Source organism: Pseudomonas sp. D5(2026) (genome assembly GCF_057766845.1).
Genome location: NZ_CM173421.1, coordinates 3,572,252 through 3,596,743 on the forward strand (window position 1 = coordinate 3,572,252; position 24,492 = coordinate 3,596,743).

Genomic DNA, 24,492 nt, shown 5'->3' on the forward strand with positions numbered 1-24,492 from the left:
CGCTGTCAGCGCCCGCTCAACATGAGCAGTTTTCATGCAAATGGGCGACATGCCTAAAAACCGCGCAGCTTTGTTATGATTCGGCACCTTCTGATATTTGCCCGACCAGGTAGTTCCTATGTCCGACCGCAGCGCTCGTCTCCAAGCACTCCAGAACGCACTCAAAGAGCGCATCCTGATCCTCGACGGCGGCATGGGTACTATGATCCAAAGCTACCGTCTAGAGGAACACGACTATCGTGGCACGCGTTTTGCCGATTGGCCAAGCGATGTGAAGGGTAACAACGACCTGTTGCTGCTCAGCCGCCCGGACGTGATCGCCGCCATCGAGAAGGCTTACCTGGATGCAGGTGCCGATATTCTCGAAACCAACACCTTCAACGCCACGCAGATTTCCCAGGCCGACTACGGCATGGAGTCGCTGGTTTACGAGCTGAACGTCGAAGGCGCGCGCATCGCTCGCCAGGTTGCCGATGCCAAGACCCTGGAGACGCCGGACAAGCCGCGCTTCGTCGCCGGCGTGCTCGGCCCTACCAGCCGGACCTGCTCGATTTCCCCGGACGTCAATGACCCTGGGTTCCGCAACGTCACCTTCGACGAGTTGGTAGAAAACTACATCGAGGCCACCCGCGGCCTGATCGAAGGCGGCGCCGACCTGATCCTGATCGAGACCATCTTCGACACCCTCAACGCGAAGGCGGCGATCTTCGCCGTGCAGCAAGTGTTCGAGGACGACAACGTCGAACTGCCGATCATGATCTCCGGCACCATCACCGACGCCTCCGGCCGTACCCTGTCGGGCCAGACTACCGAAGCGTTCTGGAACTCGGTGCGTCACGCCAAGCCGATTTCCGTGGGCCTGAACTGCGCCTTGGGCGCCAAGGACCTGCGCCCGTACCTGGAAGAGCTGGCGACCAAGGCCGATACCCATGTGTCCGCCCACCCCAATGCCGGCCTGCCGAATGCCTTCGGCGAGTACGACGAAACCCCGGCCGAGATGGCTGCGGTGGTCGAGGAATTCGCTGCCAGCGGCTTCCTCAACATCATTGGCGGCTGCTGCGGTACCACGCCGGGGCACATCCAGGCCATTGCCGAAGCCGTGGCCAAATACAAGCCGCGCGAGATTCCGGAAATCGCCAAGGCCTGCCGCCTGTCGGGCCTGGAGCCGTTCACCATCGACCGCCAGTCGCTGTTCGTCAACGTCGGTGAGCGTACCAATATCACCGGTTCTGCCAAGTTCGCCCGGCTGATCCGCGAAGAGAACTATACCGAAGCCCTGGAAGTCGCCCTGCAACAGGTCGAGGCCGGCGCCCAGGTAATCGACATCAACATGGACGAAGGGATGCTCGACTCCCAGGCGGCCATGGTCCGGTTCCTCAACCTGATCGCGGGCGAACCGGACATTTCGCGCGTACCGATCATGATCGACTCGTCCAAGTGGGAAGTGATCGAAGCCGGCCTCAAGTGCATCCAGGGCAAGGGGATCGTCAACTCCATTTCCATGAAGGAAGGCGTCGAGCAGTTCAAGCACCACGCCCGCCTGTGCAAGCGCTATGGCGCTGCCGTGGTGGTCATGGCCTTCGACGAAGTCGGCCAGGCCGACACTGCCGCGCGCAAGAAGGAAATCTGCCAGCGCAGCTATGACATCCTGGTCAACGAAGTGGGCTTCCCGCCAGAAGACATCATCTTCGACCCGAACATCTTCGCCGTCGCCACCGGTATCGAAGAACACAACAACTACGCCGTCGACTTCATCGAAGCCTGTGCCTATATCCGCGACCACCTGCCCCACGCCCTGAGCTCGGGCGGTGTGTCCAACGTGTCGTTCTCGTTCCGCGGCAACAATCCGGTGCGTGAGGCGATCCACTCGGTGTTCCTGTATCACGCGATCCAGAACGGCCTGACCATGGGTATCGTCAACGCCGGCCAGCTGGAGATCTACGACGAGATCCCGGCCCAACTGCGTGAGAAGGTCGAGGATGTGGTGCTCAACCGCACCCCGCATGGCACCGATGCACTGCTGGCCATCGCCGACGACTACAAGGGCGGCGGCGCAACCAAGGAAGTGGAAAACGAAGAGTGGCGCTCGCTGCCGGTGGAAAAACGCCTGGAGCACGCGCTGGTCAAGGGCATCACCGCGTTCATCGTCGAAGACACCGAAGAATGCCGCCAGCAGTGCACGCGCCCCATCGAAGTGATCGAAGGCCCGCTGATGAACGGCATGAACGTGGTCGGCGACCTGTTCGGCGCAGGCAAGATGTTCCTGCCGCAGGTGGTCAAGTCGGCCCGAGTGATGAAACAGGCCGTTGCTCACCTGATCCCGTTCATCGAGGCCGAAAAAGGCGACAAGCCGGAAGCCAAGGGCAAGATCCTGATGGCCACGGTGAAAGGCGACGTCCACGACATCGGCAAGAACATTGTCGGCGTGGTGCTGGGCTGTAACGGTTACGACATCGTCGACCTTGGCGTGATGGTGCCCGCGGAGAAGATCCTGCAGACGGCCCGCGAGCAGAAGTGCGACATCATCGGCCTGTCCGGCCTGATTACCCCGTCGCTGGACGAAATGGTCCACGTTGCCCGCGAAATGCAGCGCCAGGGCTTCGAACTGCCGCTGATGATCGGTGGCGCCACCACCTCCAAGGCGCACACGGCGGTCAAGATCGAGCCCAAGTACAGCAACGACGCAGTCATCTACGTCACCGACGCTTCGCGCGCGGTCGGCGTGGCCACCCAGCTGCTGTCCAAAGAACTGAAGCCGGGCTTTGTCGAGAAAACCCGCCTGGAATACGTGGACGTGCGCGAGCGCACCGCCAACCGCAGCGCCCGCACCGAGCGCCTCAGCTACGCCCAGGCTATCGCCGCCAAGCCGCAGTACGACTGGGCCAGCTACCAGCCAGCGGTGCCCTCCTTCACCGGCGTCAAGGTGCTGGAGGACATCGATTTGCGCACCCTGGCCGAATACATCGACTGGACCCCGTTCTTCATCTCCTGGGACCTGGCCGGCAAGTTCCCGCGCATCCTCACCGACGAGGTGGTTGGCGAGGCCGCTACGGCGCTGTACAAGGATGCCCGCGAGATGCTCGACAAGCTGATCGACGAGAAGCTGATCAGCGCCCGCGCGGTATTCGGCTTCTGGCCGGCCAACCAGGTGGCCGATGACGACATCGAAGTCTACGGCGAAGATGGCCAGGCACTGGCCACCCTGCACCACCTGCGCCAGCAGACCATCAAGCCGGACGGCAAGCCCAACTGGTCGCTGGCCGACTTCGTCGCACCGAAAGACAGCGGCGTGACCGACTATGTAGGTGGTTTTATCACCACCGCCGGCATCGGTGCCGAGGAAGTAGCCAAGGCTTACCAGGACAAGGGCGACGACTACAGCTCGATCATGGTCAAGGCCCTGGCCGACCGCCTGGCCGAAGCCTGTGCCGAATGGCTGCACGAGCAGGTGCGCAAAGAGCACTGGGGCTATGCCCGCGACGAGCACCTGGACAACGAGGCGCTGATCAAGGAACAGTACAGCGGCATCCGCCCTGCTCCTGGTTACCCGGCCTGCCCTGACCACACCGAAAAGGAAACCCTGTTCCGCCTGCTCGATGGCACCGCCATTGGTGAAACCGGGCCGAGCGGGGTGTACCTCACCGAGCACTTCGCGATGTTCCCGGCGGCGGCGGTCAGCGGCTGGTACTTCGCCCACCCGCAGGCGAAGTATTTTGCCGTCGGCAAGGTCGACAAGGACCAGATCGAACGTTACAGCGCACGCAAAGGCCAGGATGTCAGCGTAAGCGAGCGCTGGCTGGCGCCTAACCTGGGGTATGACAGCTAAACGACTGAGCTGGCTTCTTCGCGGGCTTGCCCACACAGGTATGAAACAGGCCTCAAGGGCCATGATTTACCTGTAGGGGCGGGTGTACCCGCGAAGAGGCCGGCACAGGCAACCTCGCAACCATTGCCTACACTGTCCCTGATTGCCTCTGATTTCCCCAGGAGCCACCATGGACGATTCCAGCCAGGGCAAACCCCCGACCCTCTGGCAGATGCTTCACAGCATCCTCGCCGCCGCCTTCGGCGTGCAAAGCGGCAAAAACCGCGCACGCGACTTCACCCACGGCAAAGCCAGCCATTTCATTGCGCTGGGGGCGCTGTTCACCCTGGTGTTCATCGCGATTTTGATCGGCCTGGTGCAGTTGGCCCTGCACCTGACCCGCTAACCTGTGCCGCCCTCTTCGCGGGTAAACCCGCGCCTACAACGGTCCTGCGTCATTTTCAAGGCAGATGTTTCCACTGCGCAGAGGCGGGCACAGGCAATAATAAAGCGCCGGCGGGATTCCCTCCCGCAGGCGCTCCTGTTACATCACGGTCTTGAGTTTCAAGTCACTGGTGGCTGACCCAATACACGGCAGTGACTACCACCAGAACGATCAGGCAGAGGATCGCCCAGGCATCGACACTGCTGTCAGCTTTGCGGACCTTGGTTGGGTTTCCCATTGCATTGCCTCTTGTAGTGGTTATGGGAATGCACTTCACCACCAGCAGTTAAGACGAGCAATGTCCTTCCCTCAAGCGGGGTCATTCAATATTCGACCGGTGACGCCAGAAACGGGTAACGGTAACCGGGCGGCCGCCCTTCGGCACTGTAACGCCGGAAATCGACGCCGTAGTCGTCCCTTTCCAGCAGCTTCAACCAACGCCTGGCCTTGGCCTGATCGATTTCCTGCAATACCGGAACACGGCGCTCGCGCAGGCCGTCGCGGTTCAACGCCAGACCATGGGCATCATCGTGCAGCATCACCATGGCCCAACCGCCAAGGGTGAAATGCCCCCCCATCAGCACGCTCAAGCGCCCATCGATACGCGCGCGCAAGGCTTCGGCCGAGCTGTTGACGGCACCGAACAGCACATCACTCCCCGGTGTATACCCGGCCTCCTCGAACGCCTGCATCGCACCAAAGGCCATCTGGTCATTGGCCGACCACACCAGGCGGGTGGCCGGGTAACGCTCCAGCAACTGTTGCGCCTGCTCGTAGGCGCGCTGGCGGTTCCAGCCGCCGTATACCACCTGCCGCAAGCGCACCTGAGGGAAATCGGCCAAGGCGCGGCGCATGCCCTCAACGCGCAACTGCGAGGCCGGGGTGGTCTTGACCCCGGCAAAGGCAAGCAGATCCACCGGCCCTGCGTTGCGAGGCAGTTGTGCGAGCATCGAGTGCAACATCTGGTAGCCCGCCTGCTCGTCGTTGCTCATCAAGGTACCCAGCGGCTCGGCATACTTGTCGGGCTGAGCCTCGATGCTGAGGCGCTGGCTGGCGGTCAGGCCATTGTTGACCAGCAGCAGTTTCACCCCGGTGCCACGCGACAGGCGCAGGATTTCCGGTGCCACGTACTGCTCGTTGACCAGTACCAGGTAATCCGGCCGCTGCGGCGCGTTCAGGATCGTCCGGGCCTGGGTCAGTATCAGGTCGGCGCGGCGCTCGCTGTATTGCACCTGCAGGGACATGCCCAGCTCGTCCGCGGCGGCCTTCATGAAGCGGGTATAGCTGGTCCAGAATGTCTCGGTGGACAGCCCCGGGTTGAGAAACACCACCGAAGCCGGTTGCGCATTTGCCACCAGTGGCAAGGCTAGGCACAAGCTTTGGCACAGGGCCTTGAGCATGGGGTCACATCTCTGCGAAGCAAACGCCGGATTATAAACGCCTGGCGACACTCAACGCACAAATGGCAGTCAATCTCACATAGTCCATTTGGTTCTTTTCATATGCAAAAACATCACTTTAGCGCATAACCGCAACCTGATATCGTTCCCCGGCTCCGTACCGGAGTGCGCGGCCGTGCGCGCGAATAGCTGCATGCCTGAGACAGGACTTTTATGTACGTATACGACGAGTACGATCAGCGGATCATCGAGGACCGCGTCAAGCAGTTCCGTGATCAGACCCGCCGCTACCTGGCCGGTGAGCTGAGCGAAGAAGAATTCCGCCCTCTGCGCCTGCAGAACGGCCTTTATATCCAACGTTTCGCGCCGATGCTGCGTGTCGCGGTGCCGTACGGCCAGTTGAACGCCAATCAGGTCCGCACCCTGGCCAAGATCGCTCGCGACTACGACAAGGGCTATGCCCACATCTCCACCCGCCAGAACGTGCAGTTCAACTGGCCGGCGCTGGAGGACATCCCCGACATCCTCGCCGAGCTGGCCACCGTGCAGATGCACGCGATCCAGACCAGCGGCAACTGCCTGCGCAACACCACCACCGACCAGTTCGCCGGTGTGGCAGCAGACGAAATCGTCGACCCGCGCCCGTGGTGTGAAATCGTCCGTCAGTGGACCACCTTCCACCCGGAATTCGCCTACCTGCCACGCAAGTTCAAGATCGCCATCAACGGCTCGCAGGAAGACCGCGCCGCCATCGAAGTGCACGACATCGGCCTGGAGCCGGTGCGCAACGCTGCCGGTGAACTGGGCTTCCGTGTGCTGGTCGGTGGTGGCCTGGGCCGTACCCCGGTGGTGGGCTCGTTCATCAACGAGTTCCTGCCGTGGCAGGACCTGATCAGCTACCTCGACGCCATCCTGCGCGTGTACAACCGTTACGGTCGCCGTGACAACAAGTACAAGGCGCGGATCAAGATTCTGGTCAAGGCCCTTACCCCGGAAGTGTTCGCCGAAAAGGTCGAGGCCGAAATGGTCCACCTGCGAGGCGGCAGCACCACCCTGACCGAGGCCGAAGTGCAGCGTGTGTCGCGCCACTTCGTCGACCCCGAGTACCTCGCACTCGACAACGTCGACTACACCGCACTGGATGCCGAGTACCCAGGGTTCGCCCGCTGGCGCTCGCGCAACACCCGTGCCCACAAACGCCCGGGTTACGTGGCTGTGACCCTGTCACTCAAGCCGACCGGTGTTGCTCCGGGTGACTTGACCGACAAGCAGCTGGACGCCGTGGCCGACCTGGCCGAACGCTACAGCTTCGGCTTCCTGCGCACCTCGCACGAGCAGAACATCATCCTCGCCGATGTCGAGCAGCGCCAGCTGCACGCGCTGTGGCTGGAACTGCGCGAAGGCGGCTTCGCCACTCCGAACATCGGCCTGCTGACCGACATCATCTGCTGCCCGGGTGGCGACTACTGCTCGCTGGCCAACGCCAAGTCGATCCCGATTGCCGAGTCCATCCAGCGCCGTTTCGACGACCTGGACTACCTGTTCGACATCGGCGAAATCGACCTGAACATCTCCGGCTGCATGAACGCCTGCGGCCACCACCACGTGGGCCACATCGGCATCCTCGGCGTGGACAAGAAGGGTGAGGAGTTCTACCAGGTGTCGCTGGGCGGCAACGCCGCGCGCGGCGCAAGCCTGGGCAAGATCCTTGGCCCGTCCTTCGCGCAGGATGACATGGCCGATGTGATCGAGAAGCTGATTGCCGTGTACGTCGAGCAACGTACCGAGGAAGAGCGTTTCATCGACACCTACCAGCGTATTGGCATCGACCCCTTCAAGGAACGCGTCTATGCAGCGAATCATTAAGAACAACCAGATCGTCGACGAAACCTGGCACCTGCTGCCCAAGGAAACCTCGTTCGACGAGCTGACCAACTGCGACGACTACATCGTCCCGCTACAGATGTGGCGCGACCATGCCCATGTGCTCAAGGCCCGCGATGGTGGCTTGGGTGTATGGCTGGACAGCGACCAGGAAGCGGAGGAAATCGGTGAAGACGTGCACCACTTCCAGGTCATCGCCCTGAACTTCCCGGCATTCACCGACGGCCGCAGCTACTCCAATGCGCGCCTGCTGCGTGACCGCTACAAGTTCAAAGGCGAACTGCGCGCCATCGGCGATGTGCTGCGCGACCAGCTGTTCTTCATGGCCCGCTGCGGCTTCGACGCATTCGCCATCCGTGCCGACAAGGACCCGGAAGACGCGCTGCAAAGCCTGAAGGACTTCTCGGTGACCTACCAGGCCGCCACCGACGAACCGCTGCCGCTATTCCGCCGCCGCTGATCGTCCCGCCCCAGCGAACAGCCCGCCTCTAGGCGGGCTGTTTCGTTCATAGGCCGTGGCGTTGAATTGCCTCTCGGCTCAATTCAAGCAAAAGCTGCCGTTTTGCTGCCTCACGCTCTGCGCAGATATGCTCGACTTGGGCAAAATAGTCGCCATCGCTCAGCGTTTTCGATTGTTCGAGCAACGCATCCAGGCGCTGCTGAAAAGGCTCGTCCAGGCGGCTGAAGCGCGCCGCCTGCTGCTCGTGCAGATAGTCCTGCCAGAAGGATCGATCTGCCAGCGCCTGAGCCAAGGCTTGTGGCGTTTCCTGCCGCAGCACCTCGCTGCGCGCGGCGTCCAGGTCTTCACGGCCAACGCCGCTGAAACTCTCATACGAAAGATGGCTGGGCTGCACGGGAAGGTCGAGGCTATCCGCCAGCCTGACGCGATAGGTCAAGTAAACCTCAACGGGATCGTTCGAAAAGTAATCCGCAATATGCCGCGCGGCAATTGCGTTGACTTTGTCCAGGCGGAACAACGAACGCCCCAGCCTGACCAGCGCCCGCTCTTTCTGCAACCCGGTACCGGCTGTTCCGGCCCTGACGACCATCGCGCCAATCTCCAGCTCGCTGAGCGTCAGCAGCAACTCGTCGCTGCAACTGCGCGGCCGGGCAACTTGCTCGAACAGGCTCGCGCGTACTTCAGCGTGCTGCTCGCAGGCTTCGAGGATATGCCACACTCGCGCCTGAAGGTCGCGCGGTTGTGCGTCGTATTCACGCAGGGCGCGTAAATCATAGAAAAAGCGGAACAGATCCTGTGCCCCGGCTTCCTGGCTCAAGCGGTTCCAGCTCGCCAATCGCACCTCGCGCTGGGCTGGCGTGAACCCTGAAAACCAAGGGGCTGCAGCGTTCGGGATCGAAGTGGCATGAGCTGCACGTCGACGCTCAGCAGCCCCGGCCGACGCCCTGGCCAACTGCAAGCGCTGCAGGGTTTCGTCCGAGAGTGGATTGTCGTGCAGTTCCAGGCCCCGCAACAAGCGAAGCGGCACTAGGGACAACGCTTCAGGCAGCGTCTGGATCTGGTTGTCACGCATGTCCAGCAACTCCAGATTACCGTGCCTGGCCAGATCAGCGGGCAGTTCGCCCAGCCCGGTGTTGCGCAAGGACAGCCGGCGCAGCAGGGGGAAAGACGCCAAGGGTGGCAGCAAACCGACCGGGTTGCCGTTGAGCTCCAAACGGCGCAGCTCCACAAGCTGGCTCAAACGCAGGTTATCCTCGCTGGAAAGCACGATCTGGTTGCCGCCAAGGCGCAGGTTTTTCAATTCGGTCAGTTGCTCGATACCTGCAGGAAGGCGAGTCAGCCGGTTGTTCCGCAAGTCCAGGTTGCGCACCTTGCTGAAGCGACCAAGAAAGCCCGTATCAAGGCTCGTCAGCTGCATATCGCGCAGGGTCAGGTGCGTGATGTGGTCGAAACTCACATTTTCAGGCAAAGCCGGCAGGTCACCCACCCGCTCACCCACGAGGGTCAGGTGGTAGTCACCCGCCACCTCCCCAGGGGTAAAGCGCTGCCAGCTTGCCGTAATGCGCCTGGCAACCTTGATACGACGCAGGCGGCGAACAATGTTCAGCCCTGCGTCATTTCGCCAGGCTTGCAATGCCTGCTTGAGGCTGACCTTGGCCTGTAGCAGTTGGCTGACATGGTTCCACGGATCCACCCCCCGCTGCGCCAGGTCTTGCAGGTAGACCTCCAACTGCTCACTGCTCATCACCGGATACACGTGGTTCAACGTGCGGCGCAGTGCCTGGCGGGTCCCTGTCAGGTGGCCACTGAGCGGGTAGCCCAAACGCCCATCGAACAACCGCACAGGAGGGCGAATCCCCTGCCCCACACGGGCCAGCCCAATCATCCGGGCCGCCGACTCACGGTCTGCGAGTGCCTCACGCCCAAGCCGCTCACCCAGTGCGTCATCCGTCATCTGGCTCATACCAAGCAACTGTCGCTGACGGCTGTCCAGTTGCTGTCTCAACGTCTGCAGCAACCCACCCCTGCCCGCGGCAGGCAGCTCAACGTTGACCCCGGTCGACCAAGGGGCGATGGCATCGATCAGGCCCAGCGCGAGCTTGCCGGTATCGTCATTTTCTGCCGCGGCCTGGCGCAACCCTGCACAGGCACGGTCTATTCGGCTGTCGCGTATTGCCCAGCGTGCACGCTCCGCCAAGGCCAGGGGTACCCGGCCCCCGCCAGTCAGGCTCTCGATCTCGACACTGCTGGCTCCCTCGACGATTTCCCGTGCGCAGCGGTGGGAAAGGCCTGGGAAGTCCCGCATCAAGACCCGGTCCGCTGCTTGCGGGCTGATCTGTCGCTCGTTGAAGACCTCCTCGAAAGCTTCACCTCGCAACGCTGGAAAATCACGGTGCAATTGCTGGCGCTCGATGGCATCGAGCAAGCGTGCCGGCGGGGGCGCATTTTCCAGTAACAAACGGCGCAGGCAGTCAGCATCGAAACCGGTTGCCTGCAGCGCTACGGATACCGCCTCATCGGGCACCTGCGCCGTGCGGCTGGCAAGGCGGCGCACCATGCTGGCGGGGTCATGCCAGCGCTGCGGTTGCTCGAACTCATGCACCCATCCCCCGGCACCATTGTGCTCAAGTGCCGGTGAATACGCCCCCGGCCTTGATGGATGATGAATACGCCATGCGCCATCGTCCCCTTCGCTCACTTCATAGACAGCGTCGTGCAGGCGCCTCAGCGAACGGCCAGTTTCATTCACGGCCTGTCCTACCATCAGATCGACGCCCTCACGCTGATAGCCCGACAAGGAGGGATCACACAGCCGCAACTGGCCATCGCCCAGGCTTACCGGCACCATGGCATCCACCCGCGCCACTCGCTGTGCCAGCTTGCCAAGTGCCGCCGCCCCGGCCGTCGTCACCGCCGCTATCACGACCGTGTCGGCCACGTTGAACAAGTGGCCCAATGCGGCGTCGCGATCACCCAACTGCCAATCCTGGTAGCCTTCGTACACCTCACCCGCCAGTTGCACCACCGTAAGCCCCAGCAGGGCCTGCCCCAACACAGGCACAAACAGCGCTGCCAGGCCTGCCACGCTCAAGCCCAAGTCCAGATAGCCCTGCAAACGTGCGCGGCGGTCGGCGATATCCTCATCCTCTGTCGATACCGCCAGTACCCGCGCGTCATCCCGCATTTTGTCGATCCGGGCTTGGCGCAGCGCGACGAACACGTCGCCCTCGATCGCAAAACAGCGGCCATCCAGCTCAAGCGGAAGAACAGTATTACCGTGGTTGAGCAGCGCGTTCAGCGTCGCGCAGAAGGCGACGCGATCACGCTCTGCGACGAAGCGCTGGAAGTACCGCCGATACGCTTCATTACGCAAGCGTATGCCAAGGGTCATGTACAGCAGTTCCCAGCTGGTGTGCCAACTCACCGGGGCATACGGGTCCTCAGGCAACCACGCGATAACGCCAAGCAGGCGGGCGTTCTGACGCACTTCGATCACCAGTGCGCCAATGACTTCCTTGCCCAACAGCCTCAGTGTGTGACACTTCAACACGGTGTCGTCGGCTGGCAGGAAAGACGCTGTGCCCACCACCTGGTTGATCCACTGACAGGTCTGCTCATCGATTTCACCCTTGATCCTTGCGGCGATTGCAGCAAGCGCCAGGTTGGCGCTCATCGCCTCCTCCAGGGTGCTCTCGACGGCCACCCCCTCGCCTTCAAGCTTCGCTTGCAAATGGCTTTGATAACGCCTGCCGATATCAAGGTCTCTGCAAAGGCGGACAAAGGCTTGCGCACTTAGCGGCAGCAGGTGCCCGCTAGCAGTGACCAACTGCGACCCGGCTGCGAACCAGCCAGGCTGCATTTCCTTTTCGTGGAAGTTATGCAGTGCCGCCGAGAGCAGGGTCTGGGTGCTGACGATGCGTGTCGAAGTGCTTGGTAAAGCAGGAGATATCGACGGTTTGGGCTGCAGGGTCACCAGCCTGAGCTGTGCCTGGCGCAGCTCTACCTGCCTGATCGAATGGGCCTCAAGTGCTCTTTTGAGCAACGACTCGGCGAACTCATCCAAGGGGGTTATGGCCCCTAACCAGGCGTCGACTTGGTCCTGCGCCCGCTGTTGGCGCAAAGCAGCGGCGCGCAGCCCTGTCAGCTCTTGGGCAGACGCGCGCTTGAGCCAGCCTGGCAGCTGACGGGCAATCAGCGCATCGATGGAATCGGCAGGTATTACGGAAGGGGTCATGGGCAGCCTCAACGCTTGATAAAAAAGCGCTAGCTGAACAAGGTTCCAATCCCCTCTGGCCCTATTTATGTAGTGAATGCACAGCTTGAAAATGTATTTGTGCCTACAGGTCAAATGACTTTGGCGCCGTAGCGGCTTATTCGCTGCCGTTCAAACCTGCACACTGGGCACCACATGATCCTCCCCCTATTCAGGAGCAACCCCATGAGCGTTCCTTCCTTCGGCCTCGGCACCTTCCGCCTCACCGGCCAAACCGTCATCGACTCGGTCAAGTCTGCCCTGGCAGTCGGCTACCGCGTCATCGATACCGCACAGATCTACAAGAACGAAGCCGAAGTCGGCCAGGCCATCGCCGAAAGCGGCGTGCCGCGCAGCGAGCTGTTCATCACCACCAAGATCTGGGTCGACAACTACGCCGCCGACAAGCTGATCCCCAGCCTGCGTGACAGCTTGCAGAAGCTGCGCACCGACTACGTCGACCTGCTGCTGATCCACTGGCCAGCGCCGGGCAACGGCGTAGAGCTGCCCGAGTACATGAAGGCCCTGGCCGACGCCAAGCAGCAAGGCCTGGCTCGCCAGATCGGCGTTTCCAACTTCAACATCGAACTGACCAGGCAAGCCATTGCCGTGGTCGGCAAAGGGGAAATCGCCACCAACCAGATCGAGCTCAGCCCGTACCTGCAGAACGGCAAGCTGACCGCGTTCCTCCAGGAACAAGGGATCACCGTGACCTCGTACATGACCCTGGCCTACGGCAAAGTGCTGAAAGACCCGGTACTGGCCCAGATCGCCGCCAAGCACAAGGCTACTGTCGCCCAGGTTGCCCTGGCCTGGGCCCTGCAACTGGGCTATGCCGTGATCCCGTCGTCGACCAAGCGTGAAAACCTGGCCAGCAACCTGCTTGCCCGTGGCCTGAAGCTGGACAGCGACGACATGGCACGCATCGCCAAGCTGGAGCGCAATGGCCGCGAGGTCAGCCCCGACGGCCTGGCGCCAACCTGGGACTGACACCGATGACTGCTCAAACAATGAGACCCGGCCGCGTGCTTTTCGCGTTGGCCATTGGCGCCTTTGGCATCGGTACTACTGAGTTCACCCCGATGGGGCTACTGCCGGTCATCGCCCAGGGCGTGGAGGTGAGTATCCCAAGCGCCGGCATGCTGATCACCGCCTATGCCATTGGCGTGATGGTCGGCGCACCGATCATGACCCTGCTGTTCAGCCGCTTTGGGAGGCGCGCTGCGCTGATGGCATTGATGGCCATCTTCACCCTTGGCAACCTGCTGTCGTCGCTGTCGCCGGACTACTACACCCTGCTCGCTTCGCGACTGGTCACCAGCCTCAACCATGGTGCGTTCTTCGGCCTGGGAGCCGTGGTGGCAGCCAGCGTGGTGCCCAAGGAGAAACAGGCCAGCGCCGTGGCCACCATGTTCATGGGCCTGACCATCGCCAACATCGGCGGCGTGCCGGCCGCCACCTGGAGCGGCCAGCAGATCGGCTGGCGCATGGCATTTGCCGGCACCGCCGTACTCGGCCTGCTGGCCATGGCCGCGCTGTGGTACGCCCTGCCCAAGGGTGAACGCGGCAGCGTGCCGCATGTGCGCAAGGAACTGGCAGTCATTGCCCGCCCCAGCGTGCTGCTGGCAATGGCCACCACGGTGCTCGGTGCCGGTGCCATGTTCACCTTGTACACCTACGTGGCACCAGTGCTGGCCGAACTGACCGGTGCCTCGGACAGCTTCATAACCTTGGGGCTGGTCCTTATCGGGGTTGGCTTCACCCTTGGCAACAGCCTGGGTGGCCGCCTGGCCGACTGGTCGCTGGATGGCGCGGCGAAGATCTTCCTCGCCGTGCTGGCGCTGATCATGCTACTGATGCCCCTGGTACTGAGCAGCCACATCGGCGCCGCCATCGCCCTGCTGGTCTGGGGCATGTTCACCTTCGCCGTGGTACCGCCGCTGCAAATGCGCGTAATGACTGCCGCCATCGAGGCGCCGGGCCTGGCATCGTCGATCAACGTGGGTGCGTTCAACCTGGGTAACGCCGTGGGCGCGGCACTGGGTGGTGCGGTTATCAGCCTGAACCTGGGCTACGCCGCCGTGCCAATGGCCGGGGGTGTGCTGGCGGCTGCGGGACTGTTGCTGGTATGGCTGGGCGGGCGCAGCAAGGTCGCCGGCAAGACCGCAGCCGATATGGCCTGATCGCATCACCTGCAGGAGCGGCCCATCGCGACACAAGGCCGTTCCTGCACACGGGCCGCGCCCGATACACCTCTGTCTTCCTCACGCTGTAATGATGGAATGCCGGGCGCCTCCGTTCTCTTTTCAGGCTGCAGGCAAGGATGCCCGAAACGCGACATTGGCTGCCTGTTCGGCGTGAGACAGGCCACCTGGGCACTGGATAACCTGCTACGGCAATGCCTTGCTCCCTTGCCATAGAAGAACCTTGCTCATGACAACCTCCGCCGCCTCCATAGCCGCCACGCCTGCCGACCAGCCTCAGGGTTTTGTCGTGCGCATCGTCGGTGCGGCTGCATTCGCCCACCTGCTCAATGACCTGATTCAAGCCGTACTGCCATCGATCTACCCCATGCTGAAAAGCGATTTCGCGCTGAGCTTTGCCCAGATCGGCTGGATCGCCTTGGTGTATCAGGTAACCGCTTCCCTGCTGCAACCCTGGGTCGGCATGTTCACCGACAAGCACCCACAACCCTACCTGTTACCTGCCGGCATGCTGGTGACGCTGGTGGGTATCGCCCTGCTCGCCTTTGCTGGCAGCTATGAAATGCTGCTGGTGGCTGCCGCCGTGGTCGGCGTGGGTTCGGCCACCTTTCACCCAGAGGCCTCGCGGGTGGCCAGAATGGCCTCCGGCGGGCGCTTCGGCACCGCGCAGTCAACCTTCCAGGTCGGCGGCAATACCGGCTCGGCCCTCGGCCCGCTGCTCACCGCTGCCATCATCATTCCGCACGGGCAACCGGCCATTGCCTGGTTCATGCTGGCCGCTGCGCTGGCTGTTCTGGTGCTGCTGCGGGTGACGGGCTGGAGCGTGCGCCACGGCCAGGCCCAGCTCAAGAGCTTCGCGGGCCAACAGGCCCCTGGCCTGTCGCGGGGTGCCATGTGGCGCGCGGTGGTGGTGATCGCCGTGCTGATGTTCGCCAAGTTCGTCTACATCGCTTCGTTCACCAACTTCTTCACCTTCTACCTGATCGAGCATTTCGGCCTGAGTGTGCAGCACAGCCAGCTGTACCTGTTCGTGTTCCTCGCAGCCGTAGCGCTGGGCACCTTTGCCGGTGGCCCGGTGGGTGATCGCATCGGGCGCAAGGCCGTGATCTGGGTCTCGTTCCTCGGCGTGGCGCCCTTCGCCCTGGCCCTGCCCCACGCCAACCTCGCCTGGACAGCCGTACTGGCGGTGGCCATCGGCCTGGTGATGTCCTCGGCATTCGCTGCCCTGGTGGTGTATGCCCAAGAGGCGGTGCCAGGCCGGGTCGGCATGGTTTCGGGGGTGATGTTCGGGCTGATGTTCGGCATCAGCGGCGTGGGTGCAGCCGGCCTGGGCACACTGGCCGACCGGCATGGCATCGAATGGGTGTACCAGGCCATCGCGTTCCTGCCGCTGCTCGGGTTGGCCACCGCCTTGCTGCCGGCCACCCACTCGCGGGCCCGCCCAGGTCGTTGCTGCTAAAGTGGCGCTGCCAGGCTACTCCGATATGAGGTCACGATGGTAAAGCCGCAGCGTGAATTGTTGGTGGAGGTCGATGAGTGGACCTGGGAAGTCGGTAGCCGTGCGACAGACTACCCAAGCGACTGGTTCATCGAGCCCCATAGCCATACCAAACATCAACTGATCTATGCCATCAAAGGCCTGATGATTGTCGAGTCCGGCAACGAATGCTGGACTGTGCCACCCAGCCGCGGCGTGTGGATGCCTTGCGGCCAGGTGCATGCCATTCGCTGTGTCGGCGACGTGAAGATGCGCAGTGTGTTCGTGCGCATCGACGCGGCAGCAGGCCTGCCCCTGCAGAGCAAGGCCATCAGCATCTCGCCGTTGCTCAGCGAGCTGATCAAGACCTCGGTGGGCTTCACCGCTCCGTTTGCCGAGGACTCGCGAGAAGCCCGGGTCATGCGCCTGATCCTCGACGAAATCTGCGTACTGCCGACGTTGCCGCTGAAGCTGTCGCAACCCAGCGACAAGCGACTGAGGGTGATCTGCACGGCGTTGCAAGAACAGCCCGAGGATAACGCCACCGTTGCCGACTGGGGCCTGCGACTGGGGGTGGACGAAAAGACCATCCAGCGGTTGTTCCGCAAGGAAACCGGTATGACCTTCGGCCAGTGGCGCCAGCAGGCGCGGCTGATGCAGGCACTGGAGCGGATAGCGCTGGGCGAGCGAATCATCGATGTGGCGGGGGCTTTGGGTTATGACAGCCCAAGTGCCTTCGCCAGCATGTTCAAGCGCCAGTTCGGTACCACGCCCAGCCAGTTCTTCAAATAACCTGAAGTCCACACATTTACCGGTCACCAGCTTGCTGCATAAGGGCGCCCGCTAACGGCTCGCCCTGCCTGATCTTGCACAGCATCCCCGCCAAGCCGTATACAGTACCCCTACAACAATGCCCGCAAAGGAGCCCGGCACATGACCGTGACGCTGTCCCCCCTGCAGATCGACTGCGATTTCGACTCCGGCAACATACAGGTACTGGATGCCAGCAACCCGGCCCAGGTACACCTGGCCATTCGCCCGGACACCCACAGCGGCCACTACCAGTGGTTCCACTTCAAGGTCAGCGGGCTGACACCGGGGCAGGTCCATCGCTTCAGCCTGGACAACGCTTCTGGCTCCTCGTACAAGAACGCGTGGAGCGGCTACAACGCAGTCGCCAGCTACGACCAGCAGCGCTGGTTCCGCGTGCCCAGCCAGTTCGACGGTGCGGCGCTATCGTTCGAGGTCAAGGCTGAACAGGACCAGATCTGGTTCGCCTATTTCGAGCCCTACCCGCGTGCCCGCCACAACCAGCTGATCGAACGTGCCCGCCAACTCCCGGGGGTCGAGTTGCTGGCCAGCGGCCGCAGTATTCAGGGCCGCGATATCCCGCTGCTGCGGGCAGGTGACGGTGCCGAAGGCAAACGCAAGCTGTGGCTGATTGCCCAGCAGCACCCGGGCGAGCACATGGCCGAATGGTTCATGGAAGGCGTGATCGACCGCCTGCAGGCCAACGACGCGGTGATCCAGCAGTTGCTGGCCAAGGCCGACCTTTACCTGATCCCCAACATGAACCCCGACGGCGCCTTCCTCGGCCACCTGCGCACCAACTTCAAGGGCAAGGACCTTAACCGTGCCTGGCAGGACGCCAGCGTCGAATTCAGCCCGGAAGTGTTCTTTGCACAGGCGCAGATGAAGCAGTACGGTGTGGATGCCTTCATCGACGTGCACGGCGACGAAGAGATCCCGCACGTGTTCACGGCCGCATGCGAGGGAAACCCGGGTTACACCCCTCGCTTGGCCAAGCTCGAAGAGCAGTTCCGTAGCACCTTGTGCAGCCTGACCCGCGACTTCCAGACGGTGCATGGCTATACCCGTGACGAACCCGGACAGGCGAACACGACGCTGGCCTGCAATGCGGTGGGCATGGCACATGACTGCCTGTCACTGACGCTGGAGATGCCGTTCAAGGACCATGACGACGCACCCGATGCCGTCACCGGGTGGTCGGGGGCGCGTTCGAAGGCACTGGCCGGAGCGGTACTGGAGACCCTGGCAAGCATGGTAGGCGATTTGCGCTGAATCTCGCCTTGCGCAGCCCCTGCAGGAGCAGCACGTCGTGACACACGGCGGCTCCTTCAGGGGGTATGAACCGCCGGAAGGACGACAGGTCAGAATTGCACATCCAGTATCACACTGTCGGTATAGGTCGCAGCCGGCGGTGTCGCCTGATCGGTATAGACCTTGGCGTTGTAGTTGAACACCTGGCTACCCGTGCCGGTACCCACGCCGGGGTTGATGTCGGCATCCGTACTGGAACGCCTGGCAGCCCCTGACGCCCCCCAGCGCACGGTCCCGGCACTTTTGAAAATGTCATAGGCCAGGTAGTTGTTGGCCGAAGACTTCATCCGCCGCCGCCCACCGGAAACGTTCTGCCCGTCATCCAGCCCTACCGTGTAGCTGCTGCCCTTGGTGCATGACACGTTTATGCCCTGGCTCACCGTGCCGAACCCCGCCACCACCGGCGCACTGGCGAAACTGATGTCAGGGGTGGTGATCTGGCAATCGTTGGTCACCGTCAGGCTCACGTTCAAGATCTGGCTACCCGAGCCGGTGTCACGCCCAAGGCATATCCCCAACGCGCCAATACCCGAACAATAATCCCAACTCCAGGCCACGGTCAGGGCCTCCTGATACAACCCGGCCGCGACATTGCTGCCAATTTGGGTGCGCATGTAGATCGGCACCGCCTTGGGCGTGGTACCGCCGAGCAGCCCCAGCAAGTCGAGGATACCGTTGCGGGCGAAGTCGTAGGCCACACCCCGGGTAATCGGGTAGCGGGTGGTGTTGTCGGCATAGAGCGTGTAGGGAATGACATCGCCTGTCGGGCCGACCAGCCCACCCGAGGCGGGCGTGATCGTGGCGTAGAAGTGATCACCGCTGCTGAGCAAGGTCAGTAGTGAACCGGTGCACTGCAACCCGGAGTTCAGGCTGGAAGCCGTCTGTACGGTGTTGCGAACCTGCGTTGAATTAAGGCTGCCAAACGCTGCCGGCAACGTGGCCACCGACGAGCAAAGCGCCCAGGCCGAAGCGCTCGGCAACAGCAGCACGCTCGCCCCCAGGCCGCGCAACCAAGCCTTCATCGGCACACCAGCGGACCAATCAGAGGGATCGAGCCTTGTGCTTCAGGCAGATCGAACTCCACTTCGCAATTTCCACCCCCGTCAAGCGCTACCTGAAGGTGGTTATGCGACGACAGGTTCTCCAGGTACACCAACCCGTCCCACCCCACCACCGCCAGGGTGCCGCTCTCTGCGTGGGTGACACGGCTACCCAGTTTGAGCACCTGCTGGTTGCCATCCACCAATTCGACACTGGCCGCCATGACGCGCCTGAGGGGGAATTCCAGCAAGTAGCCACTGCCCCGTCGCACCGCTACACGCTGCTCAACGTCCGGTGCGAGGACATCCGGTGGCAGGTTCATGGGGTCGATCTCGTACTTGCCCCGGTAGTAACCGCTGCTGTAAGGCACCAGCAAGTGCCCCTTGGCATCGGTGCGGCCGATCTCCTGGTTTTCATAACGCACCGGCACATCGGCGTAACCTGCGGTACTGACCACCACGAAGGCATCATCGATACGGTTGGCGGCGAACACGCCGGCATCCATCCACACCAGAGACCCACTGGCGTCGGCCCAGCGGGTCATGTCGCCGCTGCTGCCATACACACCGGCCTGCAATTGCACCGATTGCAGGCGCCAGGTGACGTCGGCCTGGCGATAGGCATCACGGTCGCTGCCTGCGGCATAGCCCAGGTTGTAACCGACGCCGACACCGGCTGGCACCGCACGGCTGTAGTTGACCCGTTGCAGGGTCTCGCCTTCATTGCTGCGCTCCATGCTCAGCGCCAGGGTGCCGTGCAGGTCGAACGGGATCACCAACTGCGCCTGCACCGCCCACTGGCTGTCACCCACTTCACGGTTGGCCGACAGGTACATACTGCTGCCGCCCCACAGCGGCTTGCTGTAGCTCAGGTTGATCAACCGCGTACGCGTCCCGTCACCGGCGCGCACGTCGAAGTAACCAGCGCCAATGCTGCCGTACTCGTTCAGGTTGAAGCTGAGAGTGACCTGTTCGCTGCTTTTGCTCAGCTGCATATCCGGGAAGCCCACCCGGCTCAGGTCGGCATAGTCGCCATGGCGTTGCAGGCGCTGGTAACTGAAGCCGATGCGCTGGCTGTTGTACTGGTAGCCAAGGGCGACCTGATGGCCCTTGTCGCCCTCGAACCGGCTTTGCGCCAAGGCAGCGTTGAGCACGCCGAAGTTGCCCACGCGCATGTTGCCACCCAGCCCACCCAGCACCAGCGATTCAGCCGATTCGGCGTGGGTTTCCAGGGTGAAGATGTCACTGAGCCCATAGCGCAGGCTACCTGAGGCGATACCCGGCCCATAGCTGAAATCGCGTACGCCGTAATCACGGCGCAGGCTGCCGGCGGCCACCGAGTAGTCCGACAGGCCCTTCTGCAGCAGGCTGCTGGTGACATAGAACGGCAAGGTGGTCGACACCTGCCGGCCAAGGGCATCAGTGGTGACCACCACCGCCTCCCCGGCACCGTTGATGAACGGCACGTTGGTGAGGGTGTACGGGCCCGGCTGCAGTTCGGTGGTGCTGGACTTGAAACCGTTGATGAACAGGTCGAGCGACGTCGGCACCGCCGCTTCGCCGGCGAACGCAGGCAAGGGGTAAGTGACAAGATCCGGACGCGCCGCGAAGTCGCGTGACAGCTGCACCCCGCCCACTCGCACCGAACTGCTCCAGGGCAAGGCGCCCGTCACGAAGTCACCGGCTTCGTAGGTCAGCAGGCGCTGCTCGTCGGTGAAGCGCCAGGTGGTGTCGTAACGCATGAAGCCTCGCCGCGTATCGTCCGCCTGTGCGCCATTGAAAGACTGGCGCCACTGGCCGGTACTGGAGAAGGTACCCCAGCTGTCGAACAGGCGCAGCTCGTTCCAGGCGGCCAGGTAGGTGCCACCTTCATCGGTGTCGTTGAGATACAGGTCGTAGTTGAACAGGGCGCCGAAACTGCTGCGCGCATCGCTGGCCGGGTAAAGGTTGCGATCACCCACTTGCTGGTCTGGCAACCAGGCCGGCGGCACCTGCAGCAGCAGGCGCTGGTTCTGACTGTCGTAGTCGGTGTGCAGCCCCGCGATGCTGTCCAAGGCCACCTCCCCCTGGGGGTTGCCCGGCAGCGAAACGCCGGCTGCACGCAATACGTCGCTGTCCAGGAACAACCGCCCGGCCCGCTGCTGCACCGGTATCAAGTCAACCCTGGGCATCTGGTTCACCACCAGGTCGAGGTAAAGGGTAGCCTCGGCGATGGCGGACATCTCCGTGGGCGGTGGGGGCAAGTCGTCGGCCAGCACCAGCGCGGAGCTGGCCATGGTCAGCCCCAGGCACCAGCGGCACGTCGTCGCCGGGAGCCATTTCACACACGGTTTCCAACCATTGCCGGGTCCTCCCTGACGCCTGCCCTGCATTCGGTCGTTGGCTCATTGGCCTTGGCGGATGGCGTCCGCCGAGCGCTGACCATTGACCCTGCCCTTCAGCACGCTGCCACTGCCGGATGCCACGGGGGCCGGCCAGCGCATGCTTGCACCCGGCAGCACATAACCCAGCAGGCCTTCAGCTAATGGCTTGCTCTGACGGCCTTGCTGCACGACCACATCGGTCAGCCGCGCATGCACTGGGCCCGTGTTACGCAGTTCAATGTAGGGCTTGCCTTGCACCGTCACCGGGCGCCAACTGAGCTGCGGCTTGCCCACCCCCTCGGCGTTGCGTTTGCCTTCAGGGTCGGCCTTGCCCCACAGCCCCTCGCCATAGACAAACAGCGGCACCGAATAGCGCATCTGCAAACGAATGGCCGCCGTCGCGCCAGGCTCAGCCTTGTCGACCGGGATGGCGGGCGGAATCTCGTCGATGATGATGCGGTAGGCCTGCTCCTGGCCGGCGGGTGAAGGGCCGGTACGGGTCAGGCGGATCAACTGCTTCTGCCCGGGAGCGATGTTGGCGACCGGCGGGCTGCCGATAATCTCGCGCTGCGCCTGGAACTGCTCCTTATAATCACCCTGACGCCAGGCGAATACCCGCACCTGCAGGTTTGCCGGTGCAGTGCCACGGTTTTCCAGCCACAACGCACCTGCCTTCTGGTCGGCCTCCAGCACCGGGTCGATCGGCCAGATCAGCACCGAAGTGGCCGCCCAGGCCGGCAGGCTTGCCAGCGACAATAATCCAGTCAAACCACGCGTCCACTTCGCGCCTGCCCGCATGCAGCTCTCCTTAGACACTTGTCATGGGTGGCGCTGGCGTTTACCAGGTCACCGTCACTTGCACCACATCGGTGTAGGTCCCTGCCGGCTGCGTACCGGTCAGCTGGACCCGGCCGTACACCGGTAGCTTGATCGCTGTCGGGTCGGCATAGCTCACCGCCACGCTCTGGCCAATTCCCAAGGCCTGGGTATAGGCCGCGTCCCGGTACAACTGGTAGGCCAGCACTTGCGTGCCACTGGTGCGCTTCAGGTTGCGTGTACCACTGGCACTGTTTTGCCCGCCGTCCAGGCTCATGCTCATGGCCACGCCCGGCGTGCACTGGAACGTCACGGTAGAACCACCCAGCGATGTGCTGAGCAGCCCCGTGGACAGCGCCGACTGCGAGCCATAATCGAGCGTGCCGTAGCTGGTGACACCCCCCACCACCAGGCACCCGGCGACAACCTGCGCCGTCACCGTGAAGGTACTGGTGGTCACTGCCCCCAATGGCGCGGTCAATAGCATGCTTACGCCAGTCAGGCCACCTGCCAGCCAGCCGCGCATGGGTCAGAACGACAGCTCGACCGAGATCGTATCGCTGTAGACCCCTGCGGGCAGGCCCGCCTTGCCGACGGCCTTGCCGTAAAGGTTGACGGTCTGGGCGGCGCCGGTACTGGTCGGCAGGGTGATGGTGTCGTCGACCGCCAGCAACGTCGTACGCCCAGCGTCGGTATAGAGGTCATACGGCACATAGTTGCCAGAACCATCGGCGAGCGCACGGGAGCCACCACTAGACTGGCCGTCATGCAGGCCTGCCCGCACTTTGATCACAGGCACCGTACCTGCAGAGCACAGAACGCTCATGGCGCCCCCCCCGCCTCCCAGCACCTGGGCTTCGGCGGTGACAAACAAGGCATCATGGGTACCGAAGTCCAAGGCACCGAAGTCAAGCCCCGACGTGCCCGACGTGCCATTGACCTGGCACGCCGCAATCAGCGTCAGGGTCGAGCTGATACTCCCGGTCACCGTGGTGGCCGCTTGTGCCTGGGAAGCCAACGCCAGGCCCAGGCCTGCGAGGACACAGCATGAAAGGTTCGTGCGCATCGGAGTCTCCTTGCGTGTTTACCAGTCCAGGGTCACTCTGAGGGTGTCGCGGTAAAGCCCGGCCGGCAGCGCACGCGGTTGCGCCACTACCACACCGTAGATGGGAATCGGTACTTGCTGGCTGCTGCGAATGGTGAAGGCCCGCACCTGGCCGATGCCGTAGCGGCTATTGCCACCTGGGTCGACCGCCAGCTGATAAGGAATCAGTTCACGGCCGTTGCTCAGGCGGCGTATGCCATCGTCGCCATAGAGACCACCATTGATACGCACGTTGAAGGCCCGAACTTCAGGCGTGCAACTGATCTGCAGGCTGCCCTCTCCGCCCACTTCGTCCACCTGGCTGCGCAACGGTTGGTCCCAGTTCGGGCCGCGCTCGCCAAAGTCCATTACGCCTGGATCACCCAGCACGGCCGGTTGCGTCTCGTTGCTGCTGATTTGGCAAGACGCGCTGATCACCAACCGCGCCTGGATGAAACCGGTGGTGCTGCCATGCGCCACACCACCGGGGACCAGCAGCGGGCCGAGGGTGAGCAACAGGATCGAAGTGCGGTTCATGGCCTGGCGTCCTTGTGCATGGTGGCGTCCCTACCAGGTGACGGTGACTTTGAGCAGGTCGGCATAAACCCCTGCATCCGGCACCCAGGCCAGTTTGTCGATACGTGCGTACAACGGCAATTCAGCCGAACCGCTGCCCGGCACACGCGCCGACAGGGCTACCCCCACCGCCAGAGGCTCACGCCAGGCAGCATCACGGTACAAGCGATAAGGAATGGGCCGCGCCGTGCGGTCGTGGCTGGCCAGGTAGCGCAGCTCGCCGACGCCACCATGCTGGCCACCATCGACGCGCACCTGATAGGGCGTATCCGGGTTGCACTCAAGGCGCGGCGGGTGCTGGGTCAGCAGCACGCCGCTCAAGGGAGCGCCAGGGCCATCCAGGCGCGCCGTCGCACCCAGGTCGATTTGCCCCAGGGCCTGGGCTCCCGCATCGCGGGTCTGGGTGACCAGCATGCAGCCACGCTGCACCAGCACCCGCACTTCCACGAGAAAATCCGCAGCCACGGTACTTCCGCTGAACAACAGGCCGAACAGCGCGGCCAGCATGCGCTCCGTCACCTTGTTATCCTTATCGAGACGTCCTGAACTGAGCGTAGCAGTGAGG

The 24,492-nt window shown here is 62.9% G+C and carries 18 protein-coding genes; 9 read left to right on the plus strand and 9 right to left on the minus strand.

Going from position 1 to position 24,492, the window contains the following annotated elements; translation table 11 throughout:
• Window positions 1-118: 118 nt before the first annotated feature.
• On the plus strand, window positions 119-3,826 hold the full coding sequence (gene metH / locus AC3B5Q_RS16555; RefSeq protein WP_021782845.1) for a methionine synthase: 3,708 nt from the start codon (window positions 119-121) through the stop codon (window positions 3,824-3,826).
• 169 nt (window positions 3,827-3,995) lie between these two features.
• Window positions 3,996-4,211: a DUF2970 domain-containing protein gene (locus tag AC3B5Q_RS16560; RefSeq protein WP_103444087.1), complete on the plus strand. Its 216-nt coding sequence runs from the start codon at window positions 3,996-3,998 to the stop codon at window positions 4,209-4,211.
• Window positions 4,212-4,573: 362 nt separating this feature from the next.
• On the opposite strand, the gene AC3B5Q_RS16565 is transcribed toward AC3B5Q_RS16560, so the two are convergent.
• The gene (locus AC3B5Q_RS16565) at window positions 4,574-5,650 is read right to left on the minus strand and encodes an ABC transporter substrate-binding protein (RefSeq protein ID WP_135192349.1); all 1,077 of its coding nucleotides are present in this window, start codon (window positions 5,648-5,650) and stop codon (window positions 4,574-4,576) included.
• Window positions 5,651-5,863: 213 nt separating this feature from the next.
• Between AC3B5Q_RS16565 and AC3B5Q_RS16570 the strand changes: the two genes are divergently transcribed.
• Together AC3B5Q_RS16570 and AC3B5Q_RS16575 are read left to right on the plus strand one after the other, a co-directional pair.
• Entirely contained in the window at window positions 5,864-7,516 is a 1,653-nt protein-coding gene (locus AC3B5Q_RS16570; protein WP_021782849.1) for a nitrite/sulfite reductase, read from the plus strand.
• Window positions 7,500-7,994, plus strand: a complete 495-nt coding sequence (locus AC3B5Q_RS16575) for a DUF934 domain-containing protein (protein WP_003250391.1) — start codon at window positions 7,500-7,502, stop codon at window positions 7,992-7,994. The genes AC3B5Q_RS16570 and AC3B5Q_RS16575 overlap by 17 nt, the downstream gene beginning before the upstream one ends.
• Before the next feature lie 46 nt (window positions 7,995-8,040).
• Here AC3B5Q_RS16575 and AC3B5Q_RS16580 read toward each other — a convergent pair whose 3' ends face one another.
• Window positions 8,041-12,228: an NEL-type E3 ubiquitin ligase domain-containing protein gene (locus AC3B5Q_RS16580; protein ID WP_392519962.1), complete on the minus strand. Its 4,188-nt coding sequence runs from the start codon at window positions 12,226-12,228 to the stop codon at window positions 8,041-8,043.
• 204 nt (window positions 12,229-12,432) lie between these two features.
• On the opposite strand from AC3B5Q_RS16580, the gene dkgB reads away from it, so the two are divergent.
• The 5 genes from dkgB to AC3B5Q_RS16605 all read left to right on the plus strand — a co-directional run bounded on the left by dkgB (window position 12,433) and on the right by AC3B5Q_RS16605 (window position 18,009).
• The gene (gene dkgB, locus AC3B5Q_RS16585) at window positions 12,433-13,236 is read left to right on the plus strand and encodes a 2,5-didehydrogluconate reductase DkgB (RefSeq protein WP_103444084.1); all 804 of its coding nucleotides are present in this window, start codon (window positions 12,433-12,435) and stop codon (window positions 13,234-13,236) included.
• Between the two features lie 20 nt (window positions 13,237-13,256).
• Entirely contained in the window at window positions 13,257-14,429 is a 1,173-nt protein-coding gene (locus AC3B5Q_RS16590) for an MFS transporter (protein ID WP_488393129.1), read from the plus strand.
• A gap of 250 nt (window positions 14,430-14,679) precedes the next feature.
• On the plus strand, window positions 14,680-15,909 hold the full coding sequence (locus AC3B5Q_RS16595) for an MFS transporter (protein WP_274118981.1): 1,230 nt from the start codon (window positions 14,680-14,682) through the stop codon (window positions 15,907-15,909).
• A gap of 36 nt (window positions 15,910-15,945) precedes the next feature.
• Window positions 15,946-16,719, plus strand: coding sequence for an AraC family transcriptional regulator (locus tag AC3B5Q_RS16600; protein ID WP_021782854.1), 774 nt, complete (start codon window positions 15,946-15,948; stop codon window positions 16,717-16,719).
• A 141-nt stretch (window positions 16,720-16,860) separates the two neighbouring features.
• Complete coding sequence (locus AC3B5Q_RS16605) at window positions 16,861-18,009, plus strand: M14 family metallopeptidase (RefSeq protein ID WP_274118980.1); 1,149 nt, start codon at window positions 16,861-16,863, stop codon at window positions 18,007-18,009.
• Between the two features lie 89 nt (window positions 18,010-18,098).
• Here the strand turns inward: AC3B5Q_RS16605 and AC3B5Q_RS16610 are convergent, their stop codons facing one another.
• From AC3B5Q_RS16610 to AC3B5Q_RS16640, 7 genes are all read right to left on the minus strand, one after another.
• The gene (locus AC3B5Q_RS16610; RefSeq protein ID WP_021782856.1) at window positions 18,099-19,070 is read right to left on the minus strand and encodes a Csu type fimbrial protein; all 972 of its coding nucleotides are present in this window, start codon (window positions 19,068-19,070) and stop codon (window positions 18,099-18,101) included.
• Window positions 19,067-21,364, minus strand: coding sequence for a fimbria/pilus outer membrane usher protein (locus AC3B5Q_RS16615; RefSeq protein ID WP_103444082.1), 2,298 nt, complete (start codon window positions 21,362-21,364; stop codon window positions 19,067-19,069). Before AC3B5Q_RS16615 ends, AC3B5Q_RS16610 begins: the two co-directional genes overlap by 4 nt.
• A 108-nt stretch (window positions 21,365-21,472) precedes the next feature.
• Window positions 21,473-22,249 carry a fimbrial biogenesis chaperone gene (locus AC3B5Q_RS16620; RefSeq protein WP_488392678.1) on the minus strand — a complete coding sequence of 259 codons (777 nt, stop codon included), beginning with the start codon at window positions 22,247-22,249 and terminating at the stop codon, window positions 21,473-21,475.
• Between the two features lie 40 nt (window positions 22,250-22,289).
• A complete protein-coding gene (locus AC3B5Q_RS16625) occupies window positions 22,290-22,793 on the minus strand; it encodes a Csu type fimbrial protein (protein WP_135192346.1) in 504 nt (167 codons plus the stop codon).
• Window positions 22,794-22,796: 3 nt separating this feature from the next.
• The gene (locus AC3B5Q_RS16630; RefSeq protein WP_338443699.1) at window positions 22,797-23,333 is read right to left on the minus strand and encodes a Csu type fimbrial protein; all 537 of its coding nucleotides are present in this window, start codon (window positions 23,331-23,333) and stop codon (window positions 22,797-22,799) included.
• 18 nt (window positions 23,334-23,351) lie between these two features.
• Window positions 23,352-23,888 carry a Csu type fimbrial protein gene (locus AC3B5Q_RS16635; RefSeq protein WP_135192344.1) on the minus strand — a complete coding sequence of 179 codons (537 nt, stop codon included), beginning with the start codon at window positions 23,886-23,888 and terminating at the stop codon, window positions 23,352-23,354.
• Between the two features lie 30 nt (window positions 23,889-23,918).
• Window positions 23,919-24,446, minus strand: a complete 528-nt coding sequence (locus tag AC3B5Q_RS16640) for a Csu type fimbrial protein (protein ID WP_135192343.1) — start codon at window positions 24,444-24,446, stop codon at window positions 23,919-23,921.
• Between the last annotated feature and the right edge of the window lie 46 nt (window positions 24,447-24,492).

Bases quoted from the DNA above. Each gene is read 5' to 3' on its own strand.
- AC3B5Q_RS16565 (WP_135192349.1), bottom strand. From the start codon at position 5,650: ATGCTCAAGGCCCTGTGCCAAAGCTTGTGCCTAGCCTTGCCACTGGTG.
- AC3B5Q_RS16620 (WP_488392678.1), bottom strand. From the start codon at position 22,249: ATGCGGGCAGGCGCGAAGTGGACGCGTGGTTTGACTGGATTATTGTCG.
- AC3B5Q_RS16630 (WP_338443699.1), bottom strand. From the start codon at position 23,333: ATGCGCACGAACCTTTCATGCTGTGTCCTCGCAGGCCTGGGCCTGGCG.
- AC3B5Q_RS16605 (WP_274118980.1), top strand. From the start codon at position 16,861: ATGACCGTGACGCTGTCCCCCCTGCAGATCGACTGCGATTTCGACTCC.
- AC3B5Q_RS16615 (WP_103444082.1), bottom strand. From the start codon at position 21,364: ATGGCCAGCTCCGCGCTGGTGCTGGCCGACGACTTGCCCCCACCGCCC.
- AC3B5Q_RS16580 (WP_392519962.1), bottom strand. From the start codon at position 12,228: ATGACCCCTTCCGTAATACCTGCCGATTCCATCGATGCGCTGATTGCC.
- AC3B5Q_RS16590 (WP_488393129.1), top strand. From the start codon at position 13,257: ATGAGACCCGGCCGCGTGCTTTTCGCGTTGGCCATTGGCGCCTTTGGC.
- AC3B5Q_RS16575 (WP_003250391.1), top strand. From the start codon at position 7,500: ATGCAGCGAATCATTAAGAACAACCAGATCGTCGACGAAACCTGGCAC.
- AC3B5Q_RS16635 (WP_135192344.1), bottom strand. From the start codon at position 23,888: ATGAACCGCACTTCGATCCTGTTGCTCACCCTCGGCCCGCTGCTGGTC.
- AC3B5Q_RS16560 (WP_103444087.1), top strand. From the start codon at position 3,996: ATGGACGATTCCAGCCAGGGCAAACCCCCGACCCTCTGGCAGATGCTT.
- AC3B5Q_RS16610 (WP_021782856.1), bottom strand. From the start codon at position 19,070: ATGAAGGCTTGGTTGCGCGGCCTGGGGGCGAGCGTGCTGCTGTTGCCG.
- metH (WP_021782845.1), top strand. From the start codon at position 119: ATGTCCGACCGCAGCGCTCGTCTCCAAGCACTCCAGAACGCACTCAAA.
- AC3B5Q_RS16625 (WP_135192346.1), bottom strand. From the start codon at position 22,793: ATGCGCGGCTGGCTGGCAGGTGGCCTGACTGGCGTAAGCATGCTATTG.
- dkgB (WP_103444084.1), top strand. From the start codon at position 12,433: ATGAGCGTTCCTTCCTTCGGCCTCGGCACCTTCCGCCTCACCGGCCAA.
- AC3B5Q_RS16600 (WP_021782854.1), top strand. From the start codon at position 15,946: ATGGTAAAGCCGCAGCGTGAATTGTTGGTGGAGGTCGATGAGTGGACC.
- AC3B5Q_RS16595 (WP_274118981.1), top strand. From the start codon at position 14,680: ATGACAACCTCCGCCGCCTCCATAGCCGCCACGCCTGCCGACCAGCCT.
- AC3B5Q_RS16570 (WP_021782849.1), top strand. From the start codon at position 5,864: ATGTACGTATACGACGAGTACGATCAGCGGATCATCGAGGACCGCGTC.